The 13477-nt window shown below is 59.2% G+C and carries 12 protein-coding genes; 4 read left to right on the top strand and 8 right to left on the bottom strand.

Annotated elements, in window-relative coordinates; all coding sequences use genetic code 11:
• Positions 1-201: 201 nt before the first annotated feature.
• The 3 genes from C7534_RS12535 to C7534_RS12525 all read left to right on the top strand — a co-directional run bounded on the left by C7534_RS12535 (position 202) and on the right by C7534_RS12525 (position 3237).
• Positions 202-1236, top strand: coding sequence for an NADP-dependent oxidoreductase (locus C7534_RS12535; protein ID WP_109785957.1), 1035 nt, complete (start codon positions 202-204; stop codon positions 1234-1236).
• A gap of 66 nt (positions 1237-1302) precedes the next feature.
• On the top strand, positions 1303-1905 hold the full coding sequence (gene recR / locus C7534_RS12530; RefSeq protein ID WP_109785956.1) for a recombination mediator RecR: 603 nt from the start codon (positions 1303-1305) through the stop codon (positions 1903-1905).
• A gap of 183 nt (positions 1906-2088) precedes the next feature.
• Positions 2089-3237, top strand: coding sequence for an acyl-CoA dehydrogenase family protein (locus tag C7534_RS12525; RefSeq protein ID WP_109785955.1), 1149 nt, complete (start codon positions 2089-2091; stop codon positions 3235-3237).
• A gap of 137 nt (positions 3238-3374) precedes the next feature.
• Here C7534_RS12525 and C7534_RS12520 read toward each other — a convergent pair whose 3' ends face one another.
• The 8 genes from C7534_RS12520 to ccoG form a co-directional block, all read right to left on the bottom strand.
• Positions 3375-3923 carry an adenine phosphoribosyltransferase gene (locus tag C7534_RS12520; RefSeq protein WP_008057870.1) on the bottom strand — a complete coding sequence of 183 codons (549 nt, stop codon included), beginning with the start codon at positions 3921-3923 and terminating at the stop codon, positions 3375-3377.
• 79 nt (positions 3924-4002) lie between these two features.
• On the bottom strand, positions 4003-4737 hold the full coding sequence (fnr, locus tag C7534_RS12515) for a fumarate/nitrate reduction transcriptional regulator Fnr (protein WP_046027020.1): 735 nt from the start codon (positions 4735-4737) through the stop codon (positions 4003-4005).
• A gap of 138 nt (positions 4738-4875) precedes the next feature.
• Positions 4876-6258, bottom strand: coding sequence for an oxygen-independent coproporphyrinogen III oxidase (gene hemN, locus C7534_RS12510; RefSeq protein ID WP_046027149.1), 1383 nt, complete (start codon positions 6256-6258; stop codon positions 4876-4878).
• Between the two features lie 253 nt (positions 6259-6511).
• Positions 6512-7195, bottom strand: a complete 684-nt coding sequence (locus tag C7534_RS12500; RefSeq protein WP_109785953.1) for a sulfite exporter TauE/SafE family protein — start codon at positions 7193-7195, stop codon at positions 6512-6514.
• Positions 7188-7406, bottom strand: coding sequence for a cbb3-type cytochrome oxidase assembly protein CcoS (gene ccoS / locus C7534_RS12495; protein ID WP_027921715.1), 219 nt, complete (start codon positions 7404-7406; stop codon positions 7188-7190). The genes C7534_RS12500 and ccoS overlap by 8 nt, the downstream gene beginning before the upstream one ends.
• Before the next feature lie 24 nt (positions 7407-7430).
• On the bottom strand, positions 7431-9881 hold the full coding sequence (locus C7534_RS12490) for a heavy metal translocating P-type ATPase (RefSeq protein WP_109785952.1): 2451 nt from the start codon (positions 9879-9881) through the stop codon (positions 7431-7433).
• A 145-nt stretch (positions 9882-10026) separates the two neighbouring features.
• Entirely contained in the window at positions 10027-10566 is a 540-nt protein-coding gene (locus C7534_RS12485; protein ID WP_046027017.1) for a FixH family protein, read from the bottom strand.
• Positions 10567-10577: 11 nt separating this feature from the next.
• Positions 10578-11993 (bottom strand): cytochrome c oxidase accessory protein CcoG, encoded by a 1416-nt coding sequence (ccoG, locus tag C7534_RS12480; protein WP_109785951.1) that lies wholly within the window; start codon positions 11991-11993, stop codon positions 10578-10580.
• 467 nt (positions 11994-12460) lie between these two features.
• Between ccoG and C7534_RS12475 the strand changes: the two genes are divergently transcribed.
• Positions 12461-13447 carry a metallophosphoesterase family protein gene (locus C7534_RS12475; RefSeq protein WP_109785950.1) on the top strand — a complete coding sequence of 329 codons (987 nt, stop codon included), beginning with the start codon at positions 12461-12463 and terminating at the stop codon, positions 13445-13447.
• The last annotated feature ends 30 nt before the right edge of the window (positions 13448-13477 follow it).

The following is a 13477-nucleotide window of genomic DNA, read 5'->3' as shown; positions in this document are numbered from 1 at the left end:
GATGAGCTACAAAAAAATGCCAGGCAATGCGCCTGGCATTTTTGTTTCTGGCCCACACTGATCGTTCCAGCTCCGACCGATCGTTCCCACGCAGAGCGTGGGAACGATCAGGACGATCAGGATCAAAAACATCGAACACTAAACCGCCACAAAGGTCTGCTTCCCTATACCGCCCAATTCTCGATCAAAGGAGACGCTCACATGCCTCAAGCATTGACCCTCAACCAACGTATCGTCCTGGCGTCCCGCCCGGTCGGCGCGCCGACGCCAGAGAATTTCCGCCTGGAAAGGGAGGCATTGCCGGACCTCACTGACGGCCAGTTATTGCTCAAAACCCTCTACTTGTCGTTGGACCCTTACATGCGCGGGCGCATGAGTGACGCGCCGTCCTACGCAGCACCGGTAGAAATCGACGAGGTCATGACCGGTGGGGCTGTCAGCCGAGTCGAGCGCTCGTTGAATCCAAAATTCCAGGAAGGGGATATCGTGGTAGGCGCTACCGGCTGGCAAAGCCACAGCATCAGTGACGGTCGCAACATCATCCCGGTGCCGTCCGGATTGCCGAGTCCGTCGATGGCCCTCGGTGTACTGGGAATGCCGGGCATGACGGCTTATATGGGCTTGATGGACATCGGTCAGCCGAAGTCCGGCGAAACCCTGGTGGTCGCGGCGGCATCCGGCGCGGTGGGCTCGGTGGTCGGGCAGGTGGCGAAAATCAAGGGCCTGCGCGTAGTGGGTGTGGCCGGTGGTGCAGAGAAGTGCCGTTACGTGGTCGAGGAGTTGGGCTTCGATGCCTGCATCGATCACAAGGCGGCTGATTTCGCCGAACTACTGGCCAAAGCCTGTCCCAATGGCATCGACATCTATTACGAGAACGTAGGCGGTCATGTGTTCGACGCGGTAGTGCCGTTACTCAATGCCAAGGCACGCATTCCACTGTGCGGCCTGATTGCCGGTTACAACGCCTCCGAGGCGCCGAAAGGCCCGGATCGCCTGCCGCTGTTGCAGCGCACGCTATTGACTAAACGCGTGCGTATTCAGGGCTTCATCGTGTTCGACGACTACGGTGACCGCCAGCCGGAATTCATCAGTGCCATGGGGCCATGGGTGCGCGACGGCAAGGTTAAATTCCGCGAGGACGTGGTCGACGGGCTGGAGCAGGCGCCCGAAGCGTTCATCGGTCTGCTGGAAGGGCGCAACTTCGGCAAACTGGTGGTGCGGGTCGCGCAAGACTGAGTATTTGACGCTAATGAGAGGCGCGGGTATAAACCGCGTCTCGTTGTTTTGTCGGACGTTTCCCCCATGAGCTTCAGCCCTTTGATTCGCCAACTGATCGATGCCCTGCGAATTTTGCCGGGCGTGGGTCAGAAAACCGCCCAGCGTATGGCGCTGCAACTGCTTGAACGCGATCGCAGCGGTGGTTCGCGACTGGCGTTCGCCTTGAGCCAGGCCATGGAAGGGGTGGGTCATTGCCGCCTGTGCCGCACGCTGACTGAAGATGACCTGTGCCCGCAGTGCGCGGATACCCGTCGCGACGACACCTTGTTGTGCGTGGTGGAAGGGCCGATGGACGTCTATGCGGTGGAGCAGACGGGCTTCCGCGGCCGCTACTTCGTGCTCAAGGGGCATTTGTCGCCGCTTGATGGCCTCGGGCCTGAGGCGATTGGTATTCCGCAGTTGATGGCGCGGATTGAAGAGGCCGGGACCTTTGCTGAAGTCATCCTCGCCACCAACCCGACGGTGGAAGGTGAGGCGACGGCGCACTACATTGCGCAGTTGCTCAGTAATAAAGGCCTGATTGCCTCGCGTATCGCCCACGGCGTGCCATTGGGTGGCGAGCTGGAACTGGTGGATGGCGGGACGTTGGCGCATTCGTTTGCCGGGCGTAAGCCGATAGCCCTCTAGTGCCTGTACGGGCCTCTTCGCGGGCAAGCCCGCTCCCACACGGGATTTGTGGCATTCACAGAGCCCCTGTAGGAGTGAGCCTGCTCGCGAAAGGCTTACCTCGGTCACCCTGTTCCACACATTCCTGTTGAAAACCAAGCAAGCGCTCGGTTAACTTCGCTGAACCTTCAGTGGAGTTCGCCGATGCCTGCCTTTCAGGAATACTTCGATCCCAGCCACCAATTGGTCCGAGACAGCGTCAGACGTTTCGTCGAGCGTGAGATTCTCCCGGACATTGATCTGTGGGAGGAAGCTGAAAGCTTTCCCCGTGAGCTCTACCTCAAGGCCGGTGCTGCCGGGATTCTGGGCATTGGCTACCCCGAGGCACTCGGCGGCAGTCATGAAGGTGATCTGTTTGCCAAGGTCGCGGCCAGCGAAGAACTGATGCGCTGTGGCTCCGGCGGGCTTGTAGCCGGTCTCGGTTCGCTGGACATCGGCTTGCCACCGATCCTCAAGTGGGCCAGGCCTGAAGTCCGTGATCGGGTGGTGCCGCAAGTGCTGGCCGGCGAGAAGATCAGTGCCCTGGCCGTCACCGAGCCCAGCGGCGGTTCCGACGTCGCCAACCTGCAAACCCGCGCCGTGCGTGACGGCGAGTTTTACCGGGTCAGCGGCAGCAAGACCTTTATCACCAGCGGCATTCGCGCCGATTTCTACACCGTCGCGGTGCGCACCGGCGAGCCGGGTTTTGGCGGTATCAGCCTGTTGCTGATCGAGAAGGGCACGCCCGGTTTCTCTGTCGGTCGTCAATTGAAGAAAATGGGCTGGTGGGCGTCGGACACCGCCGAATTGTTCTTTGACGATTGCCGTGTGCCCGTGGTTAATCTGATCGGCGTCGAAAACATGGGATTCGCCTGCATCATGGGTAACTTTCAAAGTGAGCGACTGGCGCTGGCGTTGATGGCCAACATGACCGCGCAGCTTGCGCTGGAGGAGAGCCTGAAGTGGGCCCGCCAGCGCGAAGCCTTCGGTAAGCCTGTCGGCAAGTTCCAGGTCATCAAACACCGCCTCGCCGAGATGGCGACAGCGCTGGAAGTGTCCCGGGAATTTACCTATCGCCAGGCGGCGAAAATGGCGGCGGGGCAGAGTGTGATCAAGGAAATTTCAATGGCCAAGAATTTTGCCACCGACACGGCTGACCGGATCGTCAACGATGCGGTGCAGATTCTGGGTGGTTTGGGCTATATGCGTGAAAGCCTGGTGGAACGGCTGTACCGCGATAACCGGATTCTGTCGATTGGTGGCGGGACGCGGGAAGTGATGAACGAGATCATCAGTAAGCAGATGGGGCTTTAATCGGCGGTGTAGCGGCTGGCGTCATCGCGAGCAAGCTCGGCTCCCACAGGAGAATGTCGCCGGACACAAATCGTGTATACGACATAGATCACTGTGGGAGCCGAGCTTGCTCGCGATGGCGTCGGTACAGGCACCGTTTACTTATCGCTCAACGCAAACTGCGTCAGGCAGAACGTAGGAATGCCCATGTCTTCCAGTCGCTGCGATCCGCCCAGCTCCGGCAAATCAATGATCGCTGCCGCTTCATGCACCCGCGCACCCATGCGCCGAATCAGGTTTGCTGCCGCAATCAACGTGCCACCGGTGGCGATCAGGTCATCGAACATCACCACCGAATCGCCCTCGCACAGACTGTCGGCATGGACTTCGAGGAACGCTTCGCCGTATTCGGTCGCATAACCTTCGGCCAGCACATCGGCCGGCAGCTTGCCTTGCTTGCGGAACAGTACCAGTGGCTTGTTCAACTGATACGCCAGCACCGAGCCGATCAGGAATCCACGCGCGTCCATCGCACCGATGTGGGTGAAATCGGCCTCGACGTAGCGATGGGCAAAACTGTCCATCACCAGGCGCAGGGCCGTCGGCGACTGGAACAACGGGGTGATGTCACGAAAGATCACGCCCGGCTTGGGGAAGTCGATCACGGGGCGGATCAGGGATTTGATGTCGAAGGAGTCGAAGACCATCATCGAGGTGTCCTGGCAGGCTGCAAACGTCGCAGTATAACGGCGGCTGAACCGTTTCGCTCAGCCGCAATGGTTACAGTCAACCTTCGACGGTGCCGCCGGCCAACGCGCAGAGCTGGATCGGGTCGAGAATACGGATTTCCTTGCCTTCGGCGGCGATCAATTCGTTCTGCTGGAAGCGGGTAAAGACCCGGGACACGGTTTCGACCGCCAGCCCAAGGTAATTGCCGATTTCGTTGCGTGACATGCTCAAACGGAACTGGTTGGCCGAAAAGCCGCGGGCGCGAAAACGTGCCGACAGGTTGACCAGGAAAGTGGCAATGCGCTCATCGGCGGTTTTTTTCGACAGCAGCAGCATCATTTGTTGATCGTCGCGAATCTCGCGGCTCATGACGCGCATCAACTGGCGGCGCAATTGCGGCAGTTGCAGTGCCAGTTCGTCGAGGCGCTCGAAAGGAATTTCGCAGACCGAGGTGGTTTCCAGCGCTTGCGCGGAAACAGGGTGCGTTTCGGTATCCATGCCGGACAGGCCGACCAGTTCACTCGGCAGGTGGAAACCGGTGAGCTGCTCTTCACCGCCGTCGCTCAGGCTGAAGGTCTTGAGGGCGCCGGAACGTACCGCGTAGACGCAATCGAAGGCGTCGCCCTGGCGAAACAGGAACTCGCCTTTTTTCAGCGGGCGGCCACGTTTGACGATTTCGTCCAGCGCATCCATGTCGTCCAGATTCAGCGAAAGCGGCAAACACAGGGGGGCAAGACTGCAGTCCTTGCAATGGACCTGGTTATGAGCGCGCAATTTGACTGGCTCAGACATTTCTTCAATCCTTGTGGGAAAACACACATAAGACGTAAGGGTAACCCACGGAAGGGCATTCAGGCCAGAGTGTGCCACTTTGTCGCATCTCAACCTGGCCTTGAGTCAATGCTGAACGCTGCCTCCCTGGCAAAGAAGTCAGATCACCCGGGAAAACCGCTGGTGGCTGAGGTGTTGCAGATACGCATCAAACACCATGCACACCGAGCGGACCAACAAGCGACCGGCCGGCAACACGCTGATTCGTTCGTTGTCGAGCGTGATCAAGCCATCATCGGCCATGGTCTGCAGTTGCGGCCACAATTGGCCGAAGTAGCCGCGGAAGTCGATGTTGAAGTCGTGTTCGATGTCGACGAACTCCAGGCTGAGATTACAGATCAGCTGCTGTATCACCGCCCGCCGCAACCGGTCATCGGCGTTACACACCAGGCCGCGGCTAGTGGCCAATTGAGCCGTGGCCAGGGTGTTCTGGTATTGCGCCAGGTCGCTGGTGTTCTGGCAGTACAGATCACCGATCTGGCTGATGGCTGACACCCCAAGGCCGATCAAATCGCAATGACCGTGGGTGGTATAGCCCTGAAAGTTGCGCTGCAGAGTCGATTCTTCCTGGGCAATCGCCAGTTCGTCGTCGGGCAGGGCGAAATGGTCCATGCCGATGTAGCGGTAACCGGCCGCGGTCAGTTGTTCGATGGTGCGCTGCAGCGTTTCCAGTTTCTGTGCCGGTGTCGGCAATTCGTCAATGTCGATGCGCCGTTGCGCCATGAAGCGTTCCGGCAGGTGTGCGTAGTTGAACACCGAGAGCCGATCCGGTTGCAGATTGATAACCTCATCGACCGTGCGAGCAAAGTTTTCCGGTGTCTGTCTTGGCAGGCCGTAGATGAGATCGATGTTGATCGAACGAAATTGCAGAGTCCGGGCTGCGTCGATTACCGCGCGGGTTTCTTCCAGGCTTTGCAGGCGATTGACGGCCCGTTGCACGGCCGGGTCGAGGTCTTGCAGGCCAATGCTGACCCGGTTGAAACCCAGCTCGCGAAGCAGGCCCATAGTCGACCAGTCGGCTTCGCGAGGGTCGATCTCGATGCCATAGTCGCCGGAATCGTCGTCCAGCAAGTTGAAGCTTTTACGCAACTGCGCCATCAGTTGGCGCAGTTCATCGTGGCTGAGAAAGGTCGGGGTGCCACCGCCAAAGTGCAGTTGTTCGACTTTCTGTGTCGGGTCGAGGTGGCAGGCGATCAGCTGGATTTCCTGCTCAAGGCGCTGCAGGTAGAGTCGGGCTCGGCCGCGGTCCTTGGTGATGACTTTGTTGCAGGCGCAGTAGTAGCAAATGTTCGCGCAGAACGGCACGTGCACGTACAGCGACAGTGGACGCAGGGTTTTACGGCTGTCGCGCAGCGCATGGAGCAGGTCGAACGTGCCGACCTGACCATTGAATTGCACAGCGGTCGGATAGGAAGTGTAGCGCGGTCCCGCCAGGTCATAGCGGCGGATCAAATCGGTGTCCCAACGAATGGCGTCGAGCATCATGCGGGCATTCCCCCGGATAGGCTGGCAGTGGCAGCGAGTCTAGGGGGTGCGGCGATGGGGCATCTTGATTTGCATCAACGGTGAGCATGGGCTTGTAGCAGCTGCCGAGCCCGCGAGGCTGCGTTCGGCGGCGAAGCCGTCGCAAACCCTGAGCCCCAGATCCTCCTGAAAGACCGCGCTGCCTGATTTCACGACGGCTTCGCCGCCGAACGCAGCCTCGCGGGCTCGGCAGCTGCTACAGGACTGCGAACTAGTGGCCCATGAGCCAATGTTGATGTGGCCCCGGCAAGGTCCAGATGCCGAACAGGATCACCAGTAACCCGCCGGCCATGCGCACGCTGCGTTTGCGTAACAGCGCCGTCACCCGCTCAGCCGCCAGGCCCGTGGCCAGCAGCACCGGCCAGGTGCCCAGGCCGAACGCGAGCATCAACAACGCACTGTCCAGCGCATTGCCCTGGCTCGCCGACCACAGCAATGTGCTGTAAACCAACCCGCACGGCAGCCAGCCCCAGAGCGCGCCCAGCAGCAAGGCGCGGGGCAGGCTCGACACCGGCAACAATTTGTTGGCAATCGGCTGGATATGCCGCCACAGGCCGCGACCCAGGCTTTCGATGCGGGTCAGGCCGCTCCACCAACCCGCCAGGTACAAGCCCATGGCAATCAGCAGCAAGCCGGCAATTACCCGCATAAACATCGCCGCCGGACTGTTCGCCACGGCCCAGCCTGCCAGGCCGATCAGCATCCCGGCCGTTGCATAGCTGAGAATTCGTCCCAGGTTGTAGGCCAGCAGCAGTCGAAAGCGCCGGCTACGTTGCTCCTTGGGAATCGCCAGGGTGAGCGCGCCCATCAAGCCGCCGCACATCCCCAGGCAATGGCCGCCCCCGAGCAAGCCGAGAATTACCGCAGACACCAGCAGGGGCGCCAATTCAAGCATGAGGCGGCGCCTTGTCGTCGGGTTTGGCCGGATGGCCGCTGGCTTCGTCGACCGCCGCCTTGTGTGCCGGATCCTGGTCGTCAAACAGAATGCTGTGGGCCGGCCCGTCGAGGTCGTCGTACTGACCGCTGTCGACTGCCCAGAAGAAGATGTACACGGCGATGGCCACGATCAGTAGCGCGGCCGGGATCATCACGTAAAGAGCTGGCATGGGTGGACTCCATGCCCGCGCGGCTCAGGCCGGCAACGGGCGGGTTTCTGGCGTGGTGTGGGCAGCAGGCGCACTCGGCAGGCGAGTCAGGCGCAGGGCGTTCAGCACCACGGTCAGCGAACTGATCGACATGCCGACGGCGGCCCAAACCGGAGTAATCCAGCCAAGGGCGGCGAACGGCAACATGAGGCCATTGTACAACCCGGCCCACAACAGATTCTCGATGATCACCCGACGTGTCCGCCGGGCCAGGCTGAAGGCTTGCACCAGCGCGTCGAGGCGGTTGGACAACAACACGGCATCGGCGCTGGTTTTCGCCAGATCGGTGGCCGAGCCCATCGCCACGCTGATGTCGGCAGCGGCCAGCACCGGCACGTCGTTGACCCCGTCACCGAGCATCAACACCTTGCGGCCTTCCTTGTGCAATTGTTGCAAGACCTGCAATTTATCGTCCGGACGTAAACCGCCTCGGGCCTCGTCGATGCCCAGTTCGGCGGCGACGCTGGCGACCATCGGCGAGCTGTCGCCGGACAGCAACAAGGTGCGCCAGCCACGCGCCTTGCAGGCTTGCAGCAACGCTGGGGCATCGGCGCGCAGACGGTCGTCGAGGACAAACCATGCCAGGGGGCCCTGACTGTCGCCGAGCAGCAGCCATTGACCCGCTTCATCGGGCATCGATGGCACGGCTGCACCACTGAGTTCGCAGACAAAACCTGGTTGGCCAATGCGCAATCGTTGTACGCCGACCATGCCTTCAAGACCCAGCCCCGGCGTACTGTGGACTTCTTCGGCGGCCAGTGGCGCACGGCCGAACGCACGGGCGATCGGGTGTTCGGAGCGGTTTTCCAGTGCAGCGGCGAGGCTCAGGCACTGGTCGCTGTCGAGCACGCCCAGCGGGCGGATTGAACGTAAAGCGAGGCGCCCTTCAGTCAGGGTCCCGGTCTTGTCGAAGATCACCGTGTCGATCTGGTTCAGGCCTTCCAGAACATGGCCGCGGGTTAGCAGCAGGCCGAGTTTGTGCAACGTGCCGGTGGCCGCGGTCAGTGCCGTCGGGGTTGCCAGCGACAAGGCGCAGGGGCAGGTGGCGACGAGCATCGCCAGCACAATCCAGAAGGCCCGGGATGAATCGAGCTCCCACCACAACAGGCCAATGGCGGCGGCGGCAATCAACGACAGCAGCAAAAACCACTGGGCGGCGCGGTCGGCGATTTCCGCCAGGCGCGGTTTTTCCGCCTGCGCCCGGTCCAGCAGACGGACAATGGCGGAGAGGCGCGTGTCGTGGCCCAGTGCCAAAACTTTCACCGTCAACGCGCCTTCAACGTTCAGTGTGCCGGCGGTCACTGCATCGCCCGGCGTGCGCGGTTGCGGCAGGTATTCGCCGGTCAGCAGCGATTCATCGATGCTCGAATGGCCGTCGAGGATCTTGCCGTCAGCCGGCAGAATCGCGCCAGGGTGCACCAGCACCTGATCGCCCACGCGCAATTCGCTGAGCAGGATACGCTCGCTCTGGCCATCCGCGCCCAGGCGCAGGCAGGAAGCGGGCAGCAGATTGACCAGTTGTGCGGTGGCGGCGGCGGTGCGCTCTCTGGCTCGGCGCTCCAGATAGCGGCCGGCGAGCAGGAACAGTGCAAACATTCCCACGGCATCGAAATACAGCTCGCCGACGCCGGTGATCGAGGTCCAGATTCCGGCGAGGTAGGCGCTGCCAATCGCCAATGACACCGAAACGTCCATGGTCAGGTGGCGGGTGCGCAGGTCGCGCATGGCGCCTTTGAAAAACGGCGCGCAGCTGTAAAACACAATGGGGGTGGTCAGAAATAGCGCGACCCAGCGCAGGATGGTATGCAGTTCGGGGCTTAGGTCGATGTTGAATTCCGGCCAGGTGGCCATGGTTGCCATCATTGCCTGGAACCACAGCAGCCCGGCGACACCGAGCTGACGCAAGGCCAGGCGATTTTCACTGGCCAATTGTTCGCTGGCGCGGTCGGCTTGATACGGATGGGCGGCATAACCGATGTGGCGCAATTCGCTGAGCATCTGGCTCAACGGTAATTGTGCGTCAGCCCAGCGTACGTGCAAGCGATGGTTGGACAGGTTCAAGCGTGCTTCGGCCACGGCCGGCAAGCTGCGCAGGTGTTTCTCGATCAACCATCCGCACGCGGCGCAACTGATGCCTTCCATCAACAACGTGGTCTCGGCGAGTTCGCCGTCGTGGCGCACGAACGGCGCTTGCACGTCGGCGCGGTCGTACAGCGCCAGTTCATCCACCAACTGCACCGGCAAGGCTTCGGGGTTGGCCGATGACTCGCTGCGATGCTGGTAATAGCTTTCCAGCCCACCGGCCACAATGGCCTCGGCCACGGCCTGGCAACCCGGGCAGCAGAACTCACGGGTTTCACCCAGGACCGCAGCGGTAAAGCGGCTGCCGGCCGGGACGGGCAGGGCGCAGTGGTAGCAGGGGGTTGGACTGGTCATGAGGTATTCACAGGGTGTTGTCCGATGATCGTTCCCACGCTCTGCGTGGGAATGCCTCCCCGGACGCTCCGCGTCCGTTTCGGCTGGGACGCAGAGCGTCCCTGGCTGCGTTCCCACGCCGAGCGTGGGAGCGATCAGGTAAGGCTTACTTTTTCAAGTCTTCCGCGCCTTGCAGCGGCTCATCGCCCAGCAGCAGGTCTTTGTCGTGGCTGACCTGTTCTTCTTCGAACAGGCGCCAGGTCTTGTCACCCTCAACCCCCAGCAGTTCCACAAAGCGACGGCCATCGACCTTGTCGTTCACTTGGCCAATGTAGCGGCCCTGCTCTGTTTCGCTACGCGCGAGCGTGATCTTGCGATCCTTCTCCGGCTGCGTCGGCGAGATCAGGTTCAGTTCCAGGGTTTTCGGTTGGCTGTTGCCGTTCAAGTGCAGGTCGACTTCGCCGGTCACGCCGTCCAGATGAACGCTGGCGTGAAGTTGCAGGGTCTGGGCCAGCAGTTCACGGTCAAGCGAGCGGTTGATGCCTTTGCCAGCCTCGTAGTAGTTGTCGTTCACCAGGTTGTCCGGGTTGTTCACCGCGATAGTCACCATGGACAAGGTCAGGGTCACCGAACAGGCCAGAATCCCGATGATGATCCACGGCCAAAGGTGCTTGTACCAAGGACTTGCGGCAGTTGCTGCGGGCATGATCACTTCTCTCAACGAATTTGTGGGCCGATGAATCGGCTCTTGGCTTCAACATGAACGCTGTTGTCATCGGCATCCTTGAGGATGAATTTCACCTCGTTGGTGCTCGATGGCAGTTGTTCTGGTGCGCTGGACAGTTCCACCGGCTGGCTGAAAATTTCCCCGGCGGCGACTTTGATCTCGCGCTTGCCTTGCAGCCTGAGGTCCGGCAAACCAGTGGCTTCCAGCACGTAGGTATGGTCGCGCTGGTCTTTGTTCATGATTTTCAGGCTGTAGACGTTTTCGATCCGGCCTTCGGCGTTCTCGCGGTACAGCACGCGGTCTTTGCTGACGTCGAAACCGACCAGCGAACGCATGAAGAACGCGGTGATCAACAACGAGATCATCGCCAGCAGCACCACGGCATAGCCGATCAGGCGCGGACGCAGTTTATGGGTTTTTTGCCCGGACAGGTTGTGCTCGGTGGTGTAGCTGATCAGGCCGCGCGGGTAGTCCATTTTGTCCATAATCGCGTCGCAGGCGTCGATACAGGCCGCGCACCCGATGCACTCGATTTGCAGGCCGTCTCTGATGTCGATGCCGGTCGGGCAGACCTGGACGCACATGGTGCAATCGATGCAATCGCCAAGGCCTTGCGCCTTGTAGTCGATGCCTTTCTTGCGAGGCCCACGGGACTCACCACGACGCGGATCGTAGGAGACGATCAGGGTGTCTTTGTCGAACATCACGCTCTGGAAACGAGCGTAGGGGCACATGTAAATGCACACCTGTTCGCGCAGCCAGCCGGCATTGCCGTAAGTGGCAAGGGTGAAGAAGCCGACCCAGAAGTACGACCAGCCATCGGCTTCGCCGGTGAAAAAGTCGAAAACCAGTTCGCGGATGGGCGAGAAGTAACCGACGAAGGTCAGGCCGGTGACAAACCCGATCAACAGCCACATCGAATGCTTGCTGAATTTGCGCAGGAGCTTGTTGGCGCTCATGGGCGCCTTGTCCAGTTTGATGCGCTGGTTGCGGTCGCCTTCAGTGACCTTTTCGCACCACATGAAAATCCATGTCCAGACACTTTGCGGGCAGGTATAGCCGCACCAGACCCGGCCGGCGTAGACGGTGATGAAGAACAGGCCAAAGGCACTGATGATCAAGATGCCGGACAGCAGGATGAAATCCTGAGGCCAGAAGGTTGCACCAAAAATAAAGAATTTACGCTCCGGCAGGTTCCACCAGACGGCTTGATGGCCGCCCCAGTTCAGCCACACCGTGCCGAAATACAGCAAAAACAAAAAGGCGCCGCCCATCATTCGCAGGTTGCGGAACAACCCGGTGAAGGCGCGGGTGTAGATTTTTTCCCGAGAGGCATAGAGGTCGACGCTGTTGTTCGCGTTCTTGTTGGGGGGGGTGACGTCGTGTACCGGAATCTGATTGCTCATCGTTGCATCCCACGGCAGTGGAAAAATGCCCCGGTCAGTACATGCCGACCGCGGTCAAAAAGGGCTGTTGCAGTGGCCCAATGATACGCCTGAAGCTCTAGCTCAAGGGTGCGACCTTTGGTCGCGTTGGTGGAAAATCATGAATGGTGTAGCGAATGTAACAAAACATGATTCAGATCAATTGACTTCAGAAGTATGGACGAATTTTTGGCGATGAGGTTCATCGATCTGCTGATTTCTGGTAGGTGGGCGACCGGACAGACCTTTCGCTTCTGTATGTTCGGCACCGGTTTTGCTGTTTTATATAAAAACACCCAGCTTTAATAATTTTGGTGCTTGCGGTTTCTGAAATACTATTCATTAATTAGATGGCTGTTGCGTATTTTAATCTTCGCTCTTTTGACATAAGTTTGTTTTCGGCGAAGAGTCGCCGTTCTTGTTTAGTTCAATGGAAATGGAATTCAATAATGTTGTTAGTTAAAAGTTGTTTGATTGTCAGTCTCGCGATGATCTCGCTAGTCAGTAATGCTGCGTATGTGCCGAGCACGAAAAATCCTGAGTTCGCGATATTTACATCTGATCCGCAATACCCCTGGACTGACAAAACGGACGCGGGTGTAGAAGAGTCAGATTCTGAACAACAGGCCCGATCCAGAACGCTGATCGAAAGTCAGTACTCCGACATTGCTCATTTCAGGAAGAGCCGTCCATGGTTGGAAGTTCCCGTCATGATCAACGGTGATATCACGGCGTATGGTCATGGCTGGCAGCGTTCCTATATCCGCTCGGTGCAGAAGAAGTATTTCGGTAGCGATTTTGTATACGGATTGGGTAATCATGATTATGAAGGTCTTGATTGTTTTTCCAATAGTTGTGCTGCGGGCAGTATTACCGATTTTGAGGCGCATCATCGCGACAAAGTTGGGAGTTTTGATTTGAAGATCAGTGGTCCTTTCTTTAACAGGTTGTATTCCGGAAGCCTCGCTTGGTCCAGAGATGTCGGGGATGTACATTTTGTTCAATTGAATAACGAACCGACGTACACGGACCGAATTTACCACCCTCTGAACCCGACTACTTTCGAGATAACGGACTCGCTGGATTGGCTGGAGCAGGATTTGAAAGAAGCACGCTCCAAAGGTCAGATCATCATTCTTAACATGCATAAACCAAGTTACTGGAAAGGCAGCACGGAACAGGTCGCCAGATTCCGCAGGATCGTCGCGGATTACAAGGTCACCGCTGTCTTCGCAGGTCATATACACGAGGACGCCGGGGGATTTCACGGTGGATACTTTTTGGGCGATGTGCCCTTGTTCCTGAGCGGCGCAGCTTCACAGCAGACGTACTTGATTGCCAACTTTTCGAAGGACCGCAAATCCGTGACCGTTGACCTTGTCAAAGGGAACCACTGGCCGAGCCGCACCTTCGTGAAAACGATTCCAGTCAAGTAAACCTTCACTGATTATCTTCAACGAAAACGG

This window comes from Pseudomonas sp. OV226, from assembly GCF_003148705.1.
Lineage (GTDB): Bacteria > Pseudomonadota > Gammaproteobacteria > Pseudomonadales > Pseudomonadaceae > Aquipseudomonas.
The sequence above is the reverse complement of the archived record's forward strand: the minus strand, read 5'-3'. Positions and strand labels throughout refer to the sequence as shown.

Bases quoted from the DNA above. Each gene is read 5' to 3' on its own strand.
- C7534_RS12525 (WP_109785955.1), top strand. From the start codon at position 2,089: ATGCCTGCCTTTCAGGAATACTTCGATCCCAGCCACCAATTGGTCCGA.
- C7534_RS12475 (WP_109785950.1), top strand. From the start codon at position 12,461: ATGTTGTTAGTTAAAAGTTGTTTGATTGTCAGTCTCGCGATGATCTCG.
- C7534_RS12520 (WP_008057870.1), bottom strand. From the start codon at position 3,923: ATGGTCTTCGACTCCTTCGACATCAAATCCCTGATCCGCCCCGTGATC.
- C7534_RS12500 (WP_109785953.1), bottom strand. From the start codon at position 7,195: ATGCTTGAATTGGCGCCCCTGCTGGTGTCTGCGGTAATTCTCGGCTTG.
- ccoS (WP_027921715.1), bottom strand. From the start codon at position 7,406: ATGCCAGCTCTTTACGTGATGATCCCGGCCGCGCTACTGATCGTGGCC.
- C7534_RS12535 (WP_109785957.1), top strand. From the start codon at position 202: ATGCCTCAAGCATTGACCCTCAACCAACGTATCGTCCTGGCGTCCCGC.
- C7534_RS12490 (WP_109785952.1), bottom strand. From the start codon at position 9,881: ATGACCAGTCCAACCCCCTGCTACCACTGCGCCCTGCCCGTCCCGGCC.
- hemN (WP_046027149.1), bottom strand. From the start codon at position 6,258: ATGCTCGACGCCATTCGTTGGGACACCGATTTGATCCGCCGCTATGAC.
- recR (WP_109785956.1), top strand. From the start codon at position 1,303: ATGAGCTTCAGCCCTTTGATTCGCCAACTGATCGATGCCCTGCGAATT.
- C7534_RS12485 (WP_046027017.1), bottom strand. From the start codon at position 10,566: ATGCCCGCAGCAACTGCCGCAAGTCCTTGGTACAAGCACCTTTGGCCG.
- fnr (WP_046027020.1), bottom strand. From the start codon at position 4,737: ATGTCTGAGCCAGTCAAATTGCGCGCTCATAACCAGGTCCATTGCAAG.
- ccoG (WP_109785951.1), bottom strand. From the start codon at position 11,993: ATGAGCAATCAGATTCCGGTACACGACGTCACCCCCCCCAACAAGAAC.